19 protein-coding genes and 1 pseudogene are annotated in these 20,030 nt (G+C 69.9%); 11 read left to right on the forward strand and 9 right to left on the reverse strand.

Annotated elements, in window-relative coordinates; translation table 11 throughout:
• Positions 1-108: 108 nt before the first annotated feature.
• Positions 109-606 carry a MogA/MoaB family molybdenum cofactor biosynthesis protein gene (locus KUTG_RS22815; RefSeq protein WP_043719403.1) on the reverse strand — a complete coding sequence of 166 codons (498 nt, stop codon included), beginning with the start codon at positions 604-606 and terminating at the stop codon, positions 109-111.
• 94 nt (positions 607-700) lie between these two features.
• On the opposite strand from KUTG_RS22815, the gene KUTG_RS22820 reads away from it, so the two are divergent.
• On the forward strand, positions 701-1,762 hold the full coding sequence (locus tag KUTG_RS22820) for an NAD-dependent epimerase/dehydratase family protein (protein ID WP_043730307.1): 1,062 nt from the start codon (positions 701-703) through the stop codon (positions 1,760-1,762).
• On the opposite strand, the gene KUTG_RS22825 is transcribed toward KUTG_RS22820, so the two are convergent.
• The 4 genes from KUTG_RS22825 to KUTG_RS22840 are packed head-to-tail and all read right to left on the reverse strand — an operon-like array spanning position 1,759 to position 5,489.
• Positions 1,759-2,490: a class I SAM-dependent methyltransferase gene (locus KUTG_RS22825; protein ID WP_043730309.1), complete on the reverse strand. Its 732-nt coding sequence runs from the start codon at positions 2,488-2,490 to the stop codon at positions 1,759-1,761. The genes KUTG_RS22820 and KUTG_RS22825 overlap by 4 nt on opposite strands.
• A gap of 10 nt (positions 2,491-2,500) precedes the next feature.
• Positions 2,501-3,508 carry a sensor histidine kinase gene (locus tag KUTG_RS22830; RefSeq protein ID WP_043719405.1) on the reverse strand — a complete coding sequence of 336 codons (1,008 nt, stop codon included), beginning with the start codon at positions 3,506-3,508 and terminating at the stop codon, positions 2,501-2,503.
• Between the two features lie 3 nt (positions 3,509-3,511).
• A complete protein-coding gene (locus KUTG_RS22835) occupies positions 3,512-4,201 on the reverse strand; it encodes a response regulator transcription factor (protein WP_043719406.1) in 690 nt (229 codons plus the stop codon).
• A gap of 4 nt (positions 4,202-4,205) precedes the next feature.
• Positions 4,206-5,489: a hypothetical protein gene (locus tag KUTG_RS22840; protein WP_232240901.1), complete on the reverse strand. Its 1,284-nt coding sequence runs from the start codon at positions 5,487-5,489 to the stop codon at positions 4,206-4,208.
• A 133-nt stretch (positions 5,490-5,622) separates the two neighbouring features.
• Here KUTG_RS22840 and KUTG_RS22845 point away from each other — a divergent pair, with 133 nt between their 5' ends.
• From KUTG_RS22845 to KUTG_RS22870, 6 genes and pseudogenes are all read left to right on the forward strand, one after another.
• Positions 5,623-6,276, forward strand: a complete 654-nt coding sequence (locus KUTG_RS22845) for a glycosyltransferase family 2 protein (RefSeq protein WP_043719410.1) — start codon at positions 5,623-5,625, stop codon at positions 6,274-6,276.
• Positions 6,273-6,944 carry a TIGR04282 family arsenosugar biosynthesis glycosyltransferase gene (locus tag KUTG_RS22850; RefSeq protein WP_043719412.1) on the forward strand — a complete coding sequence of 224 codons (672 nt, stop codon included), beginning with the start codon at positions 6,273-6,275 and terminating at the stop codon, positions 6,942-6,944. The genes KUTG_RS22845 and KUTG_RS22850 overlap by 4 nt, the downstream gene beginning before the upstream one ends.
• A pseudogene (locus KUTG_RS22855) lies at positions 6,941-7,397 on the forward strand (class I SAM-dependent methyltransferase); the annotation flags it as partial. The gene KUTG_RS22850 and the pseudogene KUTG_RS22855, both read left to right, overlap by 4 nt.
• Before the next feature lie 324 nt (positions 7,398-7,721).
• Positions 7,722-8,054 carry a hypothetical protein gene (locus KUTG_RS61585; protein WP_052395271.1) on the forward strand — a complete coding sequence of 111 codons (333 nt, stop codon included), beginning with the start codon at positions 7,722-7,724 and terminating at the stop codon, positions 8,052-8,054.
• A 140-nt stretch (positions 8,055-8,194) separates the two neighbouring features.
• Positions 8,195-9,337, forward strand: a complete 1,143-nt coding sequence (locus tag KUTG_RS22865; protein ID WP_369794499.1) for a molybdopterin-dependent oxidoreductase — start codon at positions 8,195-8,197, stop codon at positions 9,335-9,337.
• Positions 9,334-9,798: a hypothetical protein gene (locus tag KUTG_RS22870; RefSeq protein ID WP_157494713.1), complete on the forward strand. Its 465-nt coding sequence runs from the start codon at positions 9,334-9,336 to the stop codon at positions 9,796-9,798. The genes KUTG_RS22865 and KUTG_RS22870 overlap by 4 nt, the downstream gene beginning before the upstream one ends.
• A gap of 143 nt (positions 9,799-9,941) precedes the next feature.
• Here the strand turns inward: KUTG_RS22870 and KUTG_RS22875 are convergent, their stop codons facing one another.
• From KUTG_RS22875 to KUTG_RS22890, 4 genes are all read right to left on the reverse strand, one after another.
• The gene (locus KUTG_RS22875; protein ID WP_084579682.1) at positions 9,942-11,483 is read right to left on the reverse strand and encodes a S1C family serine protease; all 1,542 of its coding nucleotides are present in this window, start codon (positions 11,481-11,483) and stop codon (positions 9,942-9,944) included.
• Positions 11,484-11,568: 85 nt separating this feature from the next.
• Positions 11,569-12,651, reverse strand: a complete 1,083-nt coding sequence (gene galT, locus KUTG_RS22880; protein WP_043730317.1) for a galactose-1-phosphate uridylyltransferase — start codon at positions 12,649-12,651, stop codon at positions 11,569-11,571.
• Positions 12,652-12,671: 20 nt separating this feature from the next.
• A complete protein-coding gene (locus tag KUTG_RS22885; protein WP_043719415.1) occupies positions 12,672-13,478 on the reverse strand; it encodes a DeoR/GlpR family DNA-binding transcription regulator in 807 nt (268 codons plus the stop codon).
• Positions 13,479-13,482: 4 nt separating this feature from the next.
• On the reverse strand, positions 13,483-15,471 hold the full coding sequence (locus KUTG_RS22890; protein ID WP_232240902.1) for a beta-galactosidase: 1,989 nt from the start codon (positions 15,469-15,471) through the stop codon (positions 13,483-13,485).
• Positions 15,472-15,699: 228 nt separating this feature from the next.
• Between KUTG_RS22890 and KUTG_RS22895 the strand changes: the two genes are divergently transcribed.
• The 4 genes from KUTG_RS22895 (at position 15,700) to KUTG_RS22910 (ending at position 19,990) form a co-directional block, all read left to right on the forward strand.
• On the forward strand, positions 15,700-17,016 hold the full coding sequence (locus KUTG_RS22895) for an ABC transporter substrate-binding protein (protein ID WP_043719418.1): 1,317 nt from the start codon (positions 15,700-15,702) through the stop codon (positions 17,014-17,016).
• Positions 17,017-17,024: 8 nt separating this feature from the next.
• Positions 17,025-17,990, forward strand: coding sequence for a carbohydrate ABC transporter permease (locus KUTG_RS22900; protein WP_084579686.1), 966 nt, complete (start codon positions 17,025-17,027; stop codon positions 17,988-17,990).
• Complete coding sequence (locus KUTG_RS22905; protein WP_052395274.1) at positions 17,987-18,910, forward strand: carbohydrate ABC transporter permease; 924 nt, start codon at positions 17,987-17,989, stop codon at positions 18,908-18,910. Before KUTG_RS22900 ends, KUTG_RS22905 begins: the two co-directional genes overlap by 4 nt.
• A 240-nt stretch (positions 18,911-19,150) precedes the next feature.
• Complete coding sequence (locus KUTG_RS22910) at positions 19,151-19,990, forward strand: lysylphosphatidylglycerol synthase domain-containing protein (RefSeq protein ID WP_198047281.1); 840 nt, start codon at positions 19,151-19,153, stop codon at positions 19,988-19,990.
• The last annotated feature ends 40 nt before the right edge of the window (positions 19,991-20,030 follow it).

Consider the following 20,030-nt stretch of genomic DNA (forward strand, 5'->3'; position numbering starts at 1 on the left):
CCGACCGGCCGGTGAAGCGCGGCGGGCCACCGACGCCCGCGTCGATGAGGCGCGTCCGTGGCCCGTGGGTTGACGTGACGGGCCCGCCGGACGGCGGACCCGGTCGGGTCAGTCGTCGAGACTGGAGAGCTGCTCGATGACGTGCGGCACCAGCGCGGACAGGGTGGCCATGCCGTCGCGGACGGCGCCGCGGGAGCCGGCCAGGTTGACGACGAGGGTGCTGCCGGAGACGCCGACCAGGCCGCGGGAGATGCCGGCGTCCACGGCGCCGGCGGCGAGGCCGGACGAGCGCAGGGCCTCGGCGATGCCCGAGATGGGGCGGTCCAGCACACCCTGGGTGGCGTCGGGCGTCTGGTCGCGCGGCGACACACCGGTGCCGCCGACCGTGACGACCAGGTCGACGCCGCCGATGACGGCGGTGTTGAGGGCGTTGCGGATGGCCACCACATCGCCGGACACCGCGACGACGCCGTCGACGATGAAGCCGGCCTCCTCCAACAGCTCGGTCACCAGCGGCCCGATGGTGTCCTCGTGCTCGCCGTGCACCACCGCGTCGTTGACGATCACGACGAGGGCACGGCCGAGACGCTGCGCACTGCGTTCCATGGCACCAACCTAGCGGTCGAGTGGATCTGACGGTTCTGTGACGTACCGGGTCGCGGACGACCGCGGCGGCGTCCGTGCCCATAACGTCGGGGACGTGCGAGTCCTCATCACCGGCGGGGCCGGCTTCATCGGTTCCCACGTCGCGGACGAACTGGCCGATCGCGGGCACGACGTCGTGCTGCTCGACGCGCTGCTGCCCAAGGCCCACGGCACGGCCGAGCCGCCGCTGTGGACGAAACGGCACGAGATCGTGCTGGGCGACGTGCGGAACGCCGAGCTTCTGGACAGCATGCTGTCCGGCGTGGACGTGGTGTGCCACCAGGCGGCGGTAGTCGGCCACGGCATCGATCCGTCGGACGCCCCGGAGTACGCCTCCCACAACGACTACGGCACCGCCGTGCTGCTCGCCGCCATGCACCGCGCGGGCCTGCGTCGACTGGTGCTGGCGTCGTCGATGGTCGTGTACGGCGAAGGCCGGTACGCCTGCCCCGAGCACGGCGTCGTGCGGCCGTTGCCGCGGCGGCAGTCCGATGTGGATGCCGGCAACTACGACCCGCGCTGCCCGTGCTGCGATGCCCTGCTGGATTGGCGCAAGGTGCCCGAGGAGGCACCGCTGGACCCGCGCAGCACGTACGCCGCCACGAAGCTGGCGCAGGAGCATCTCGCCGCCGCGTGGGCCCGCCAGACCGGCGGCAACGTGTGGGCGCTGCGCTACCACAACGTCTACGGGCCGCGGATGCCGCGCGACACCCCGTACGCCGGCGTGGCCTCGCTGTTCCGGTCCGCGCTGCGCAACGGGCAGGCACCGACCGTGCTGGAGGACGGCCGGCAGATGCGGGACTTCGTGCATGTCACCGATGTGGCGCTGATCAACGCCCTCGCCGTCGAGCAGCCGGCCCCGGACGGCGTGCTGGAGGCCGTCAACGTGTGCTCCGGCGACCCGCACACCGTGGGCGACCTCGCCACCGAGCTGGCCGCCGCCTGCGACGGCCCGGCGCCACTGATCGTCGGCGGTGCACGGCCGGCTGACGTGCGGCATGTCGTCGCCGATCCAGCGAAGGCGGTGGAGCGTCTCGGCTTCAAGGCCCAGGTGGCGTTCGCCGACGGCGTGGCCGACTTCGCCACCGCTCCCCTGCGCGACCCGGTGCGGAGTTAGCTCAGCCGGGCCAGCACGAGGACCGTCGTGCGGTGCACGCGCACTGCGCCGCCGAGGGCCTCGATGGCCGCGTGCGCCTCGGACATCAGCGGCGCCAGGCGGTCGCCGAGACGCAGGTGGCCGCTGGTCGTGGCCGCGATGGCCACCCACTCGTCGGCGGTCCGCAGGGCGGACGACCGGTAGGTGCGCGTGCGCAACGGCATGAAGCCGCCCCGCACGAGTGGGTCGTCGTCGGGACGGACCGGAGTCCACGCGGCGGCCTGCCGCCAGGTCTGCGGATTCTCAGGGGCCAGCCGGCGGTAGACGCGGTCGAGGGCGTCGATCGCCTCGGGCTCCAAGACGTAGCTGTTCCAGAACCGGGCGACCTTGCCGCCAGGACGGAGCAGCTCGGCGGCCCGCGGGACTGCGACGGCCGGGTCCACGAAGTGCCAGGAGTCGGCAAAGGTCAGCAGGTCGAACCGCCGGTCACCGGCGTCCCAGGTCTCGAAGGCCCCGACCTCCACCTCGACGCCGTGGCCGCGCGCGACGGCCGCCATCCGCTCGTCGGGTTCCAGGCCGAGCACGGTCAGGCCCCGTTCGGCCAGAGCCACCGTCGCCTTCCCGGTGCCGCAGCCGACGTCCAGCACCTCGCCGCCGAGGCGTTCGAGATCGTCGATCAGGCCCTCGGGCGGCGCGGGCCGATGGCGGTCGTACTCGGCGGCGATAGGCCCGAAAGGCAGGTCCCCCATGCCGATCACGTTAGACGGCGATGGGCAGCTTGACCTCGAAGCGGCAGCCGGGGCCGTGGTTCTGGGCGGCGATCTCGCCACGGTGGGCCTCGACGAGCCCACGGGCGATGGCGAGCCCGAGGCCCGCACCGCCGTCCCCGGAGGGGGTGCGGGCGGCGCTGCCGCGGAAGGCGACGTCGAAGACGCGGTCGAGCTCGTGGTCGGGGATGCCGCCGCAGGCGTCGTCGACGCGGACCACTGCGTGGCCCTCCTCGGCGTCGACATGCACGGCGACGGTGCCATCGGCGGGAGTGTGGCGGATGGCGTTGGAGAGCAGGTTGCGGATCACCCGGGCCAGCTCGGGGTCGCTGCCCAGCACGACGGGCCACGACTCGGCGTTGGCCTCCAGGTGCACGCCCTTGCGCGCGGCGACGGGGCCTTCGGCGGCGACGGCCTCGCTGATCACATCGCCGAGCGGCACCGCGGACATGGTGAGCCGCAGGGCGCCGGCGGTGATCTTGGAGAGCTCGAAGAGGTCGTCGACCATGCCGGACAGGCGCTGGGTCTCGGTGCTGATGCGGGAGGCGTAGCCGGCGACGTCCTCGGGCGAGGACACCACGCCGTCGGACAGGGCGTCGGCCATGGCGCGGATGCCGGCCAGCGGGGTGCGCAGGTCGTGGCTGATCCACGCGACCAGCTCCCGCCGGGACGCCTCGGCCGCCCGCTCACGGGACCGGGCCTCGCGCTCCCACACGGTCCGCCTGGCGATGCCCCGCCCGAGCAGTAAAGCGGCGGGCACGGTGACGATCGCGACCCACAGGAACACCAGCAGCGTGGTGTTGAGCATGGGCGTGAACATGAAACCGCTGACCCCGAGCACGCCGACGGCGGTGGCGGCCAGGGGCACCAGCACGAGAACGGTCATGGAGGTGGCCAGAGAGCGCTCTCCGAGCCACTGGAGCAGGACCAGGCCCAGCAGCGCGATCGGCAGCGTGAAGGCGATCGCGTAGGGGGCGATGTGCACGAGCTCGACCAGCATGGGCTACCTCATCCCGTCGAAGCGGTAGCCGACGCCCCACACCGTGACGATGCGCTTGGGGTTGGCCGGGTCCTCCTCGATCTTCTCGCGCAGCCGTCGCACGTGGACGGTCACGGTTGACTGGTCGCCGAAGTCCCAGCCCCACACCCGTTCCAGCAGCTGGGGCCGGCTGAAGGCCTGGCCCGGGCTGGCCATGAAGAACACCAGGAGGTCGAACTCCCGGGTGGTCAGGGCCAGCGGGGAGCCGTTCAGGGTGGCGCTGCGGGCGACCGTGTCCAGCCGCAGGCCGCCGTCCTCGATCACGCCCATCGCCGGCCCGGCCGACACACCCTTGGCCCGCCGCAGCACGGAGCCGACCCGCAGGGCCAGCTCGCGCGGGCTGAACGGCTTGGTCACGTAGTCGTCGGCGCCGAGCTGGAGGCCGACGACGCGATCCTCCTCCTCGCCGAGGGCGGTGAGCATGACGATCGGCACCGAATGCCGCTGCCGCAGCCGCCGGCACACCTCCAGGCCGTCGATGCCCGGCAGCATCAGGTCCAGCACGATGAGGTCCGGCAATCGCTTGGCCACCAGTTGGAGAGCGCTCTCCCCGTCCCCCGCGACCACGACCTCGTGCCCGTCGCGCTCCAGGTAGCGGCGCACCACGTCACGCACCGTCTCGTCGTCGTCGACGACCAGGACCAGTCCCGTCATGTCCTCACCAGTTCGTCAGCACCAGATGGTTGACCGCCAGCGCGGTCAGCGCCTGCCCCGCCAGCCACCACCGGCGGGTCGACGCCGGCAGCAGCGCCGCCGCCGGCACCAGCCACACCGTGAACGGTAGCCAGATGCGTTCCACTTCCGCCTTGCTCAACCCGGTGACGTCGGCCAGCAGGATGGCCAGCACGGCGGCGCCGGTGAGCACCAGCAGCGGCGATCCCGGCAGCCGGCGCAAGCCGGCGATGGCGGCCGGGCCCGCCGCCAGCACCAATGCGGCCAGGTCGGCCCATACCCAGTAGGAGTACGGCCGCAAGGCCCCGATGCCCTGGTAGTAGCGCTCGACCACCAGGTGGTAGCCGTCGAACCACCAGAATCCGGCCGCCACGAAGGCGGCCATGACTGCGAGAGCCGCAACCAAGGCGACGATCAGTGCGGCCCAGCGCCGGGTCATGACCACTGCCGCCAGGGCTACGAGCCCGAACAGCAGCAGTCCGTACGACAGGAAAACGGAGTAGCCGAGCAGCAGCCCGCCGCCGACCCAGGCGGTCCAGTGCCGCTGCACCAGCAACGCGACGGCCAGGGCGGTGACGCCGGCGAACAGGCCGTCGGCCGAGACGCCGACCCACACCGCGCCCGGCAGCAGGATGGAGAAGGGCACGACCGCGGCGGCCAGCTCGTGCTGGTCGAACGAGGCCTCGCGGCCGAGGAAACGCAGCGGTTCACCGTGGCCGAGGGAGCGAATCGTCCATGGCACGGCGACGGCGGTGAGGCTGCCGATGAGGATCACGGCGACGCCGGCCCACGCCCCGCCGCCCAGGCCGAGCCGGTCCAGCCACACGAAGATCAGCAGCGCGCCCGGCGGGTGCCCGGCGACGTGAGTGGTCCACGACTCGGGTTGGAAGTCGAGGATCCGTCCGCTGAACGACCGGAGCATCGCCCCGATGTCATGCACGCCCGGCACCTCGTGCAGGTACTCGTCCTGGGAGGTGAGCCGGTCGGCGATGCCGCGCTGCCAGCCGTCGACCAACGCCAGCGAGAAGGTCCAGGCGACCGCGAGCGGGTAGGCGAAGCGCAGCGGCGGTCGCCAGGCGATCACCGCGACGGCGACGATGATCGCCAGCGGGGTGCCGATGCCGATGTGGGGCAGCCATTGCGCGAACAGCGGCGGCGCCGCCGAGAAGATGTTCGGCACGACGAGCCCGACCGCCGTGGCGATGCCCACGAACACCAGCGCCGCGCCGCCCACGACAAGATCAAGGCGCAAACCGATGCGTTGGGCCACGCCAGACACCGTAGCTCCTCGCGCGCGCCGAAATGCCCGTTCGAAAGAACTCCGTAAGACTTGGCGATCCGTCAGCTTTCGGTAATCACACAAGGGGTTCTGCCCGATCGGTCACGGACCTAACTTCGACTGGGTGGATACCGTCGATGTGGTGCTGCCGTGTCTTGACGAGGCATTGGCGCTGCCGGCCGTGCTGAACGCGCTGCCGCCCGGATACCGCGCGATCGTCGTCGACAACGGTTCGTCGGACGGCTCGCCCGAGGTCGCGGCGGCGCACGGCGCCACTGTGGTGCGCGAGTCCCGGCGTGGTTACGGCGCCGCCGTGCACACCGGCCTTGAGCACGCGACCGCCGATATCGTCTGCTTTCTCGACGCCGATGGCTCCCTGGATCCCCAGCAGCTGCCGGAACTCGTGCACAAGGTGCGGGCCGGCAACGCGGACATGGCCGTGGGACGGCGCATTCCGCAGGGGCGGGGCAGCTGGCCGTGGCATGCCCGGCTGGGCAACCGGATTCTCGCCGCGCTGATGCGGAAGAGGGGCCTGCCGGTGCGGGACATCGCGCCGATGCGTGCCGTGCGCCGCGAGCAGCTGCTGGCGTTGAACGTCGAGGACCGGGCCTTCGGCTATCCGCTCGAACTGCTCATCCGTGCCGCCGAGGCGAAGTGGCGGGTCGTCGAGTCCGACGTGGCCTACCGGCCGCGCACCGCCGGCACGAAATCCAAGGTTTCCGGTTCGGTGCGCGGAACTCTGCGGGCCGTGCACGACATGGCTGGGGTGCTCCGATGACCGATCGCGCTTGTGTGCTGGTGGTGGCCAAGGCCCCGGTGCCGGGTCTGGCCAAGACTCGCCTGATGCCGGCGGCGACGCCGGACCAGGCGGCCGAGGTGGCCGCCGCGTCGTTGCTGGACACGCTCGACGCGGTGTTGTCGGTGCCGCGCGTCCGCCGGGTTGTCGCGATGACCGGCGACCTCGAACAGGCGGCGCGGGCGGCCGAGCTGCGGCGGGTGCTGCGCTGGTTCGACGTGATTCCCCAGCGTGGCAACGACTTCGCCGAGCGGCTGGTGAACGCCCACGCTGACGTCGCCGAGCTGCCGGTGGTGCAGATCGGGATGGACACGCCGCAGGTGACGCCGTGGCTGCTCGGTTCGGCGATCGCCGCCACCTGCACCGGCGACGCCGCCCTCGGGCTGGCCGAGGACGGCGGCTGGTGGGCGCTCGGTCTGCGGGATCCGTTGCACGCCATGGCGCTTCGCCACGTTCCGATGTCGCAGCCGGACACCGGAAGCTGCACGCTGGACGCCTTGCACGACCTCGACCTGAACGTCTCGCCGCTACCCGTGCTGTCCGATGTGGACACGGTCGACGACGCCCGGCGGGTGGCAGCTCTGGTGCCGGGCAGCAGGTTCGCGGCCGCGGTCGCCGCGATCAGCACGGCGGGGCAGCCCATCTCGTGACCACGACCGAGTTCGATCCCGGGCTGCTCGGCGAGCACTGCTGGCTGGAGTGTGCGAACGGGGAGCGAGTGATGTTGCCGGTGACCAGATGGCAGGAGTTGGACAGCTCGGACGAGTTACTGCTGGCGGCGTGCCTGGGCCCGACGCTCGACGTCGGTTGCGGGCCGGGCCGGCTGGTGGAGGCCCTGACCCGGCGCGGTGTCATCGCGCTGGGCGTGGACGTCTCGCCGGTGGCCGTCGACCTCACCCAGGCCCGGGGCGCCCCGGCGCTGTGCCGGGACGTGTTCGACCGCATCCCCGGCGAGGGCCGTTGGCGGCATGTCCTGTTGGCCGACGGCAACATCGGCATCGGCGGCGGATCCCGTCGCCCTGCTGCGCCGGGCCCGCGAGCTGCTCCGGCCGGGGGGCAGCGTGCTGACGGAGCTCGACCCGCCCGGAACCGGCCGGCGCCGGTTTAAAAAAAATTTTTTTCCAGTGGGGACAGCAGCGGCGGTTGGTTCGACTGTTTTTTTTTCCCCCCCCCGACGGCTTTTTAAAAACTAAAAACAGTACGCCGGCCCGGACACTTTTATTTGTATTTGGAGAAAGGGGCCCCCCCTCCTTTTTTTCGAGCTCCAACGGGCCTGACGAAGTTGCTTTTTTTGTTGGAAAGATTCTTCGCCGTTTTTATTTTTACTTGAGTAAGTGGGGGGTGGCGTATCATCGCGCTGGGCGTGGACGTCTCGCCGGTGGCCGTCGACCTCACCCAGGCCCGGGGCGCCCGGGCTGTGCCGGGACGTGTTCGACCGCATCCCCGGCGAGGGCCGTTGGCGGCATGTCCTGTTGGCCGACGGCAACATCGGCATCGGCGGCGATCCCGTCGCCCTGCTGCGCCGGGCCCGCGAGCTGCTCCGGCCGGGCGGCAGCGTGCTGACGGAGCTCGACCCGCCCGGAACCGGCCTGCGCCGGCAGCAGGTCCGCCTGTCCAGTGTGGACAGCAGCGGCGGTTGGTTCGACTGGGCCCGGCTCGGGCCCGACGGCTTGGAGCGCACGGCGACCGACGCCGGCATGGACATTCGATGGTTGGAAGAAAGGGGCGGACGGTGGTTCGCCGAGCTCCAACGGGCCTGACGAAGTTGCTGCGGGGCAGGAAAGACCCCTCGCCGGACGACGGGTCGCGGGGTGCGGTGGCCTTGCGGGTGAGGGCCCGCCCGCGCCTCCAGGATCGCGTGACCGCCCTACGGGAGCGGGTGTTTCGACCGGGAACTCGATTGGGGAAACTCAAGGACCGCGCGGACCGGTTGCAGGACAAGGCGTTCGGGCTGCTCAGGTTCAAGAGCCTTGTGCACGACCCGAAGGTCACCTCGCGGGTGGGGACGTGGCTGGGGATCGCGTTCACGATCTGTTTCGTCACCGGGGTGATCAGCCACTTCATCCAGCATCCGGCCGCCTGGTTCTACTGGCCGAGCCGGCCGATCAACCTGTACCGGATCACGCAGGGCGCGCACGTGATCTCCGGCGTGGCGGCGATTCCGCTGCTGATCGCCAAGCTGTGGACGGTGTACCCGAAGCTGTTCGAACGGCCGGCGGTCAAGTCGGTGCTGCACGCCCTGGAGCGGATCTCCATCCTGGTGCTGGCCGGGGCGGCGTTCTTCGAGCTGGCGTCGGGCACGTTCAACGCGGCGCAGAACTACCCGTGGAGCTTCTTCTTCACCACGGCGCACTACGCGGTGGCGTGGATCGCGTTCGGGTCGCTGGTGGTGCACGTCGCGGTGAAACTGCCGCTGATCCGGGAATCGCTGACGAAGGAGAAGCGCCGCGAGATCGACGTGAGCCGGCGGGCGTTCCTCCGCACGACCGGCCTGACCAGCGGCGTCGCCGTGCTGGTGTTCGGCGGCAGCACGATTCCCTTCCTGCGCAACGTTTCCGCGCTGTCGGAACGGTCGAACGACGGGCTGCAGGGTCTGCCGGTGAACCGGACGGCCAAGGAAGCCAACGTGCAGACCGTGGATTCGAGCTGGCGGCTGGAGGTCGTCGGGCCCAACGGCACCACGACCTTCTCCCGCGAACAGCTTCAGACGATGCGGCAGACCACCGCCGAGCTGCCGATCGCCTGCGTCGAGGGTTGGAGCCAGACCGCCACGTGGACCGGCGTGCCGGTGATGGACCTGCTGGCCGCGGTCGGCGCGCCACAGGGGGCGTCGCTGCGGGTCAGCTCGCTGGAGAAGGGTGGCCTGTACAACTCGACCACGCTGCCCGGCACCCACACGGCGGATCCGTTGACGCTGCTGGCTTTGCGGTTGGAGGGGCAGGTGCTCGACCTGGATCACGGCTACCCGTGCCGGATCATCGCGCCGAGCCGGCCGGGAGTGTTGCAGACCAAGTGGGTCAGGAAATTGGAAGTGATCGCGTGAAGACCACAAGGGGGGTCTTGGGTCTGCTCGGGCTGGCCGCGCTGGTCTGGGGACTGTGGATGGCCTACCCGATGACCAAGGACATCTACCAGTGGTTCATCGGGCCGCCGCTCCTCGACGACGCCATTGTGCTGCCCGTGGTGGGCGTGCTGAGCCTGGGAGTGGCGCGGCTGGCGGGGACGGCATGGCGGTGGCCGTTGCACTTCGGCATCGGGGCGACGGCGCTCATCGTCTATCTGGCGATCACGGAGGCCTGGCGTCCCTACGGTTTTCCGCCGAAGCCCGGTCTGCACGACCGGGACTACGTGATGGACACGCTGATCACGCTGGTGGTGCTGTGGGCGGTGGTGGTGATCGCCGGGCTGCTGAGGGCGAGGGCGGCCCGGCGGCGGCAAGATCGAGGGACGGATCCTGACGTTGAACGTCAGGAAGGGGCCCTTCCTGACAAAGCCGGCGCATAGAACGGGACCAGACGCGGGAGCCGGTGAGGGGGTGCCGGCGTGGCGTCTGGTCCCGTTGGCCCGACCCGAGGGCGGTGGGTCGGGAGCGGTCCGGACGGGCGGGTCCCACCCCGATCGGGGACCGGCCCGTCCAGGTCTGGGATCTAGTTCTGCACGTCGATGGTCTTGCCGGTCAACGTGGCCTTGAGGGTGTTGCCGCCGGACAGCGTGATGGTGATGGTCTCGCCGGGGGCCGCGGCGTGCACGGCGGCGACGAGGCTGTCGGAGTCGGTGATCACGCGGTCGTTGATCTTGGTGACCACGTCGTTCTTCTTCAGGCCGGCCTTCTCCGCGGCGCCGCCGCCGGTGACGTCGCCGATGACCGCGCCGCCCTGGCCGTTGGTCGGGTCGGTGACGCTGACGCCGAGCTGGGCCTGGGTGGCCTTGCCGGTCTGCATGATCTGCTGCGCGGTCCGCTTGGCCTGGTCGATCGGGATGGCGAAGCCGATGCCGACCGAGCCGCCCTGGCTCTGCGCGCTGGAGTTGGGGCTGGAGATGGCCGAGTTCATGCCGATGACCTGGCCCTGCATGTTCACCAGCGGGCCGCCGGAGTTGCCGGGGTTGATCGCGGCGTCGGTCTGGATGGCGTCCAGCACGGTGTCCTGCCGGACCTGCGGCGTCTGCTGCTGTTGCTGCTGCCCGCCGCCGAAGCCCGGGAAGCCACCGCCGCCGCCGAAGCCGCCGCCGCCCTGCCCCTGACCCTGCCCTTGGCCCTGGCCCTGGTTGAGCTCGTCGCCGACGTTGACCGGCCGGTGCAGCGAGGACACGATGCCGGTGGTCACGGTGCCGGCCAGGTCGAACGGCGAGCCGATGGCCACCACCTGCGAGCCGATCTGCAGGCCGTTGGACGTGCCGAGCTGCGCGGTGGGCAGCCCGGAGACGTTCTGGGCCTTGATCACGGCCACGTCGGTCGTGGGGTCCCGGCCGATGATCTTGGCGGTCGCCGTCTTGCCGTTCTGGAAGTCGACCTCGATCTGGCCGCCGCCGGCGGCCGAGGCGATGACGTGGTTGTTGGTGATGATCTGGCCGTCGGAGGAGACGATGAAGCCGGAGCCCTCGCCCTCCTGCGTCTTGATCTCGACGACGGTCGGCAGCACCTTGTTGGCCACGTCCGTCACCGAGCCCGGCGTCACGTTGGACGCGTTGGCGGCCGGCGGCGCGAACACGGAGTTGTAGCTGCCGGCACCGCTGGAGGCGGTCAGGTAGCCGCCGAGCGCGCCGGCGCCGCCCCCGACCAGCAGCGCCAGCACGGCCACACCCACCACCAGCTTGGTGCGGCCGGGCTTGCGCGGGGTGGTGTACACCCCGTGCGGCTGCTCGGCCGTCAGCACGTACGGGTTGGCCCCGGACGGCATCTGCGCGTACCCCGGCTGCGCGAACGCGGCCGTCTGTTGGGGGCCGCCGACGGGCTGCTGAGTGGCACCCTGCTGCCACGGCTGCCCAGCCGGCGGTTCCTGACCCGGCAGGCCCTGCTCCTGCGCGGGTCGCTCCTGGCCCTGTGGCGCCCACGGGCTCCACTCGGGCGTTCCCGGGGTGCTCGGATAAGGCTGAGCCTGCGGGCTCGCCTCGTGCTGGGCCGCCGGCTCGGCGGGCTGCTCGGGCCGCTCGGGCGTGGGCCCAGCGGCACCCGGGATGTTCTCCGTCATGGCAGTAACTGTGCCGGGTGACCCTGAGAACCGCCTGAGATGAGCCTTGGGGAGTTGTGAGGAATCGGCGCCGACGGAAATCGACTCAGATCGCCCGGAGCCTCTCAGCCACCTGTTCCGGCGTGGTGTCGTTGATCCACACGGCCATGCCCGACTCGGATCCGGCCAGGTACTTGAGCTTGTCCGCGGTGCGCAGGACCGAGAACACCTCGAGGTGCAGCCAGGCCAGGTCACGGCCGGTGCGCACCGGCGCCTGGTGCCAGGCGGCGATGTAGGGCAGCGGCTTGTCGTAGAGGCCGTCCAGCCGCCGCAGCACCTCCAGGTACACCACGGCGAAGTCGTCCCGTTCCACATCGGACAAGGCCGGCAGATCGGGCACCTGGCGGTGCGGCACGACGTGCACCTCGACCGGCCAGCGCGCCGCCGACGGCACGAAGGCCGTCCAGTGATCGGACGACGCGACGACACGGGCGCCGGCGGCCCGCTCGGCCGCCAGCACGTCGCCGAGCACGTGAGTGCCGTGAGCGGCAAGGTATTCGCCGGCGACCTCCAGCATGCGGGAGGTCTTGGGCGTGACGAACGGGTAGCCGTAGATCTGCCCGTGCGGGTGGCTCAGGGTGACGCCGATCTCCTCGCCGCGGTTCTCGAACGGGAAGACCTGCTCCACGCCGGGCAGCTTGGCGAACGCCTCGGTGCGGTCGGCCCACACGTCGACCACGGTGCGCACCCGGCGCGGGGTGAGCGCGCCGAAGGAGCTGTTGTGGTCGGAGGTGAAGCAGACGACCTCGCAGCGGCCGCGGCCGGCGGCCCGCGCCACCATCGGCATGCCGTCCACAGTGGACGGAACCTCGGGCACCGACTCGGCGAACGACGGGAAGCGGTTCTCGAACACCACCACGTCGTAGCTGGACTCGGGCACCTCGGTCGGCCGGCCCGGCGAGCTGGGGCACAGCGGGCACAGGTCGGCCGGCGGCTTGTAGGTGCGGGTCTGCCGGTGCGCCGCGATGCCGACCCACTCGCCGGTCAGCGGGTCACGCCGGACCTCGCTGTGCGGCGCCTGCTCGGGCAGGTCACGGGTGTCGGCGGCGACCCGCTCGGGCACACCCGGCGTGTCGTCGAAGTAGATGATCTCGCGGCCGTCCGCCAACCTCCTTGACGTGCGCCGGATGCTGCTGGTGGATGCCTCGGTCACGCACCGACTCCCTGTTCGTCTGGCTGCTTCGCCTGCTCGGCCAGTCGGAGCTCGCCAACGCTCTCGCCCAACACCTGCCGAGCCTGTTCGGAAAGACCGCTGTCGCTCACTAACACGTCGGCCTCGTCGAGGTCGGCGATGGTGGAGATGCCGACGGTGCCCCACTTGGTGCTGTCGGCGACGACGACCACCCGGCCGGCGGCGTCCACCAGCGCGCGGTTGGTCTCGCTCTCGTTCAGGTTCGGGGTGGTGAAGCCGGCGCGCGGGGCCATGCCGTGCACGCCGAGGAAGACCACGTCCAGGTGCAGCGAGCGCAGGGCCTGCACGGCGACCGGGCCGACCAGCGCGTCCGAGGGCGTGCGCACGCCGCCGGTGAGCACCACGGTCCGGTCGGTGCGTCCGCGCTGCTGGAGCACGTCGGCGACGCGGATGGAGTTGGTGACCACGGTCAGGTCGGGCACGTCGTCGAGGAAGCGGGCCATGGTCCACGTGGTGGTGCCGGCGGACAGGCCGATGGCCGTGCCGGGGCGGACCAGGTCGGCGGCCAGCCGCGCGATGGCCTCCTTCTCCGGCAGCTGCCGGACCGACTTGGCCTCGAAGCCGGGCTCGTCGGTGCTGCGGCCGCCGACCGTGGTGGCGCCGCCGTAAACCTTTTCCAGCAGTCCCCGGCCGGCCAGCACGTCGAGGTCGCGCCGGACGGTCATGTCCGAGACCCCGAGCCGGACCACCAGGTCGCTGACCTTGACGGCGCCGATCCGCCGGATCTCCTCCAGGATCACCGCCTGCCGCTGCCGTGCGAGCACGTCGTCACACCTCCCGGACCACGGCGACCCCGCCCGCCGGGACCGGCAGACCGCCGGCCGTGTCGACACCGGAGATCAGTTCCACGCCTTCCACCGGCAGGACCACGTCCGCGCCGGTGTGGTTGATCGCCACCAGCCAGGATATCCGTTCCCCGCGCCGCCGCACGACTTCAACCCCCGGCGGGGCGGACACGATCGGCGTGACACCGGCCCCTGCCAGCACGTCGGACAGCACCGTGACCGCGCTGTCGGCGTCGAGAGTCGTCGCCAGGTACCACGCCACACCCTCGCCGAAAACGTTGCGGGTCACTGCCGGCACACCGTCCAGAGGACCGTCCACATAGGAAGACACGACCTCACAACCGTTGGCGTGCAGCAGTTCCGACCAGTACGAAGCCGACAGACCACCGGTCAGCTTCGCGGTGTCGCCCTCGGCCAGCGGGAAGAACTCCTCCACCCTTACGCCGAGCAGGTCACGGAACGCGCCCGGATAACCACCCAGTCGGACGCGCGAGTTCTCGTCGGCGATGCCGGAGAACCACGTCACCAGGGCGTGGCCGCCGGCGCGCACGTAGTCCTCCAGCCAGCGGGCCTCGTCGTCGGTGACCTGGTACAGCGCCGGCACCACGACCAGCCGGTAGCCGGTCAGGTCGGCCGACGGCGGCACCACGTCCACCGTGACGCCGAGCTGCCACAGCGCCTTGTACAGGCCAAGCACGGTGGCGTAGTAGTCGAACGCGACGGGATGGGCCGGCTGCTCGGCCGCCCAGGCCGACTCGAAGTCGTAGACCAGCGCCACCTGCGCGTCCACAGTGGACCCGACCAGCTCGGCCAGCCGGCCGTACTCCTCGCCCACCTGGGTGACCTCGCGGAACACCTTCGTGTCCTCGCCGGCGTGCGGCAGCATCGCGGAGTGGAAGCGCTCGGCACCGGCCCGGGACTGCCGCCACTGGAAGAACAGCGTGCCGTCGGCCCCGCGGGCCAGGTGCGAGTACGAGTTGCGGCGCATCTCCCCGGCCAGCTTGGCGAAGTTGCGCGGCTGCCAGTTCACGGCCGAGGTGGACTGCTCCATCAGCAGCCACGGCTCGCCGCGGGACAGGCCCCGCACGAGGTCGGCCGACAGGGCCAGCTCGATGTGCCGCTCGGGGTCGTCGGCCCGGGTGTAGTGGTCGTTGGAGACGAAGTCGACCTCGGCCGCCCAGTGCCAGTAGTTGAGCGCCTTGAAGGTCCAGTTGGCCATGAAGTTGGTGGTCACCGGCACGTCCGGCGTGAGCTCGGAGAGCACGTCCCGCTCGGCGCAGAACAGATCCAACAGCGCGTCGGAGCAGAACCGAGCAAAGTCCAACACCTGGCCCGGATTCGGCAACGTCGGCGTCACCCGCGGCGGCAGCACCTGGTCCCACGACGAGTAGTGCTGGCTCCAGAAATCGGTGCCCCAGGCCCGGTTCAGGCCGTCGAGGTCGTAGCGGGCGCGCAGCCAGTCCCGGAACACGCCGGCGCAGCGGTCGCAGTAGCAGCGGCTCACGTGGCAGCCGTACTCGTTGTTGACGTGCCAGGCCGCCAGCGCCGGGTGCTCGCCGTAACGGAGCGCGATCTTCTCGGTCAGCGCGATCGCCCGGTCGCGGTACACCGGCGAGGTCGGGCAGTACTCCTGCCGGGACCCGTGCGACAGCCGCACGCCGTCGGCCCGCACCGGCAGCAGGTCCGGGTTCGCGCCGGTCAGCCAGGGTGGCGGCGACGCGGTGGCGTTGGCCAGGCACACCCGGATGCCGCCGTCGTGCAGCAGGTCGAGGACCTGGTCCAGCCAGCCGAAGTCGAACCGGTTGTCGGCGACCTCGAGTCGGGCCCAGGCGAAGATGCCGACGCTGACCAGGTTCACCCCGGCCCGCCGCATGAGCTCCACGTCCTGCTTCCAGACGTGCTCGGGCCACTGCTCGGGGTTGTAGTCACCGCCCCAGCTCGGGCTCGCCAGTCCGGTCGGCCATCCGGTCACGGCAGAAGCGTGGACTACACACCCACCAAACGTCAACACACTCAAACAGGCTACGACTTGATAACTGTTACCCTCGTCACCAGCCAATAACCCCTGAGCAGACTGTTCCGACTGGTCTACAGGGAGCAACCAGGCGAAACTGGGTCTTGACATCTGTTGTGACGGGTACAACATTGTGCGCAACTTTGTTTGACTCCGTTGGTTCACACTCAACACGGGAGGGGCCCGATGGCGCGCCCAAGACCAGGCCAACTGCCCACACTCGACCGGCGGTCGGTGCTCAAGGTGCTGCTCGCCGGCGCCGGTCTCGCGGCCGCACCCGGCCTCGTGGCCTGCGGCTCCGGCGGCTCGTCCGCGTCGGACCCCAACACGGTCTCGTTCGGCTCCAACGGCTCCGACGCCAAGCCGAAGCAGGCCTACCAGGCGGTCCTGGACGCCTTCGCCAAGCAGTCCGGCGGTCTCACCGCCAAGGCGAACGTGCAGGACCACCAGGCGTTCCAGCAGAACATCAACAGCTACCTGCAGGGCACCCCGGACGACGTGCTCACCTGGTTCGCCGGCTACCGGATGCAGTTCTTCGCCAACAAGAAGCTGCTGAGCCCGATCGACGACGTGTGGGACAAGATCGGCGCCAACTTCCCGCAGGCGGTCAAGGACCTGTCGAAGAACCCCACGGACGGGCACTACTACTTCGTGCCGATCTACAACTACCCGTGGGGCGTGTTCTACCGGAAGAGCCTGTTCCAGGAGAAGGGCTACACGGTCCCGAAGACGTTCGACGACTTCATCAACCTGGCCAAGAAGATGCAGGGCGACGGGCTGTCGCCGTTCGTGCAGGGCTTCGGCGGCGGCGAGAGCTGGATGCTGCTGGGCACGTTCGACTACCTGAACATGCGCACCAACGGTTACCAGTTCCACATGGACCTGATGCACGGCAAGGAGTCCTGGACCGACCCCAAGGTCAAGAGCGCCATGGACTCCTGGAAGCGCATGCTGCCGTACTACCAGGCGGGCGCCTCCAGCAAGAAGTGGGAGGACGCGTCGGCCGCGCTGGTGAACAAGACCGGCGGAATGATGGTGATCGGCATGTTCGTCGGCCAGTCCTTCACCGACAAGGCCGCGTACGACGACCTGGACTTCTTCGCCTTCCCGGAGATCAACTCGCAGTACGGCACCGACGCCGTCGAGGCGCCGATGGACGGCTTCCTGCTGTCGAAGAACCCGAAGAACCCGGACGGCGCCAAGAAGCTGCTGACCTACCTGGGCAGCGCGGAGGCGGAGGACACCTACCTGTCCATCGACGCCTCGAACCTGGCCGTCAACGAGAAGGCCGACACCAGCAAGTACGGGCCGTTGCAGCAGAAGGCGGTCAAGTTCGTCGCCGACGCCAAGCAGCTGTCGCAGTTCGGCGACCGGGACAGCGACCCGGGCTTCATCCAGAACGTGGTCGAGCCCGCGTTCGCGCAGTTCGTGCAGAGCCCCAACACCTCCGATTCGCTGCTGACCCAGATCCAGTCGCAGAAGTCGCAGTACTTCCAGTCCTGAGGTAGGCCATGACCGTCATCACCGACGCGGCCGAGAACGTGGCGGGAGCTGGCGTGTCCAGCTCCCGCCGCGTGCGCCGGCTCACCGGTAGGGACAAAATCGTGCTCGGCCTGATGGTCGGCATCCCCACCCTGTTGCACATCGTGCTGGTGTGGGTGCCGACCCTCGTGTCGCTGGTGTTGTCGTTCGCGCGCTGGGACGGCATCGGCGGGCTGGCCACGATCCAGTGGATCGGCGTGCAGAACTACATCACCATGTTCACCGTGTCGCCGACCTTCTGGCCGGCGGTCCAGCACAACGTGATCTGGCTGGTGTTCTTCGTGCTGCTGCCGACGCCGTTCGGCGTGTTCCTGGCCTACCAGCTGGACAAGAGCATCCGGTTCACCCGCTTCTACCAGACCGCGATCTTCCTGCCGGTGGTGATCTCCGCCGCGGTGACCGGGTTCATCTGGGAGACGATCTACGACCCGGACAACGGCCTGGTGAACAGCATTCTGGGCACCAACAAGCCCGGCGCGTCCTACATCGAGTGGCTCGGCGACTCGCACCTGAACCTGTGGGCGGTGCTGATCGCGGCCAGCTGGAAGCAGGCCGCGTACATCATGATCCTGTACCTGGCCGGGCTGAAGGGCTTCGACCCGTCGCTGCGCGAGGCGGCGGCGCTGGACGGCGCGACCGAGTGGCAGGCGTTCACCAGGGTCACGTTCCCGGCGCTCAAGCCGATCAACATCATCATCCTGGTGGTGACGATCATCGAGTCGCTGCGCGCGTTCGACCTGGTGTACGTGGTCGCCGGCAGCAACGGCACGAAACCGGGCCTTGAGCTGCTGTCCATCCTGATCGCCAACAACATTCTCGGCGAGTCCAGCCTGATCGGCTACGGCTCGGCGCTCGCGGCGGTGCTGCTGGTGATCTCGCTGGTGCCGATCCTGTCGTACGTGTTCCAGACCTTCCGCAAGGAGCAGCAGCCATGACGGCCGTCGCAGAAGTCCCGGCCGCGGCGACGTCGCGGCCGGTGCCCGTGCAACGGCGCAAGCCGGTCCGGCCGGCTCGCCTTGTGCTGCACGGGTTCCTGACCGTGACCGCGCTGGTGTGGCTGGTGCCGTTCCTCTGGGCCGTCTACACGTCGCTGCGCACCTTCGCGGACACCTCGCAGCACGGCTACTTCTCGATCGCCAGCGCGCTGACGTTCGAGAACTACGAGAACGCCTGGGAGCAGGCGGGGCTGCCGCACTACTTCCTCAACTCGGTGATCATCACCGTGCCGGCCGTGCTGGTGACGCTGCTGTGCTCCGCCTCGGTGGCGTTTTTCGTGTCCCGCTTCAACTTCAAGATCAACCTGGCGCTGCTGATGCTGTTCACGGCGGGCAACCTGTTGCCGCCGCAGGTGATCATCACGCCGCTGTTCCGGATGTACCTGCTCATCCCGCTGCCGGACTGGCTGTCCAACGGCTCCGGGCTGATGTACAACTCCTACCTCGGCGTGATCCTGATCCACGTCGCGTTCCAGAGCGGCTTCTGCACGTTCGTGCTCAGCAACTACATGAAGACGATCCCGCACGAGCTGACCGAGGCCGCGCTCGTCGACGGGGCGTCGGTGTTCCGGCAGTTCTGGCAGATCATCCTGCCGCTGTGCCGGCCCGCCTTCGCCGCGCTGGCCACGCTGCTGACCATCTGGATCTACAACGACTTCTTCTGGGGCCTGGTGCTGTTCGAGACCGGCTCGGACCGGCCGATCACGTCGGCGATCTCCAGTCTGCAGGGCCAGTACTTCAGCAACCAGAACCTGATCGCGGCCGGCGCGCTGCTGACCGCGATCCCCACCCTGACCATCTACCTGGCGCTGCAGAAGCAGTTCGTGAGCGGCCTCACGCTCGGCGCCAACAAGGGCTGAGCTGGTGCTTGTGCCGCGCGTTGCGCGCGGAGCCGAGGTCGCGCCGGAGACCGGCGCGACCTCGCCCTGACCCACGGGATCATGCCGACGCTCAGCCGGCCACGAAGCCCGATCGTCATCAGGCCGCCCGACCGGCGTAGGCTTTGCCGCCGTGCCGCTCCGCCGCCTGAGCGACGATCGCCAGGCCCAGGTCAAGGTGCCGCGAACCGATATCGTGGTCGGGAGCCGGGTGATGTGATCATGCTGCGGATCGGACGTCTCGTCGGCTATGCCGTGGTGCTGGGCTTCGTCGGCTACCAGCTGTGGTCCACGCGGGACGATCTGCTCGGCAACATCGACCGGACCGGGCCGGGCCGGTGTGCGCTGACGGTCGTGCTGGCGCTCGCCGGGTCCTTCGCCGGCATGCTGGGTTGGCGGGTGCTGCTGGCCGGCCTGGGCACCAGGCTGCCGGCAGTCACGGCGTCTCGGGTCTACTTCGTGGCCGGGCTCGGCAAGTACCTGCCGGGCGGGCTGTGGCCGGCGCTGGCCCACGCGGATCTCGCGCGCAGGCTGCGTGAGCCGCCCGGCCGGCTGGCCGCCGCTTTCCTCGGCAGCGTCGCCCTTTCCACGGTGGCGGGACTGATCGTGGGGCTGATCGCCGTGCCGTCGCTGGCTCAGGACAACGGGCTGTGGTGGCTGCTGGTGCCGTTGCTGGCTCTATGCCTGGTACCGGTGCTCGCGCCGCGGTTGCTGACCAGCTTGGTCGGATTCGGCTACCGGCTACTCAGGCGTACGGGCGAGCCGCCGGCGCTGCCGTCCCGCGGCATTGTCGTGCGGGCGGCGGCGTGGATGGCGTTGGGCTGGTTGATCACCGGCGTGCACTTCGCCGTGCTGGTCTCGGCGTTCGCAACCGTCGACCGGGCGAGCGCTTCCGTTGCGGTGAGCGCCTTCGTGCTGGCCTCGGTGGCCGGCATCGTCGCGTTCGTGCTGCCGGCCGGGCTGGGCGCCCGTGAGCTCATTCTCGGACTGTCCATCGGGTTTGCGCTGAACAAGTCGGCCGTCATCACGGTGGTCGCCTTGAGACACGACGCACATTCCTAGGACCCTTGCTGTTAACGAGACGCCCAGGATAGTGTACTGT

The organism is Kutzneria sp. 744 (genome assembly GCF_000568255.1).
Classification (GTDB): domain Bacteria; phylum Actinomycetota; class Actinomycetes; order Mycobacteriales; family Pseudonocardiaceae; genus Kutzneria.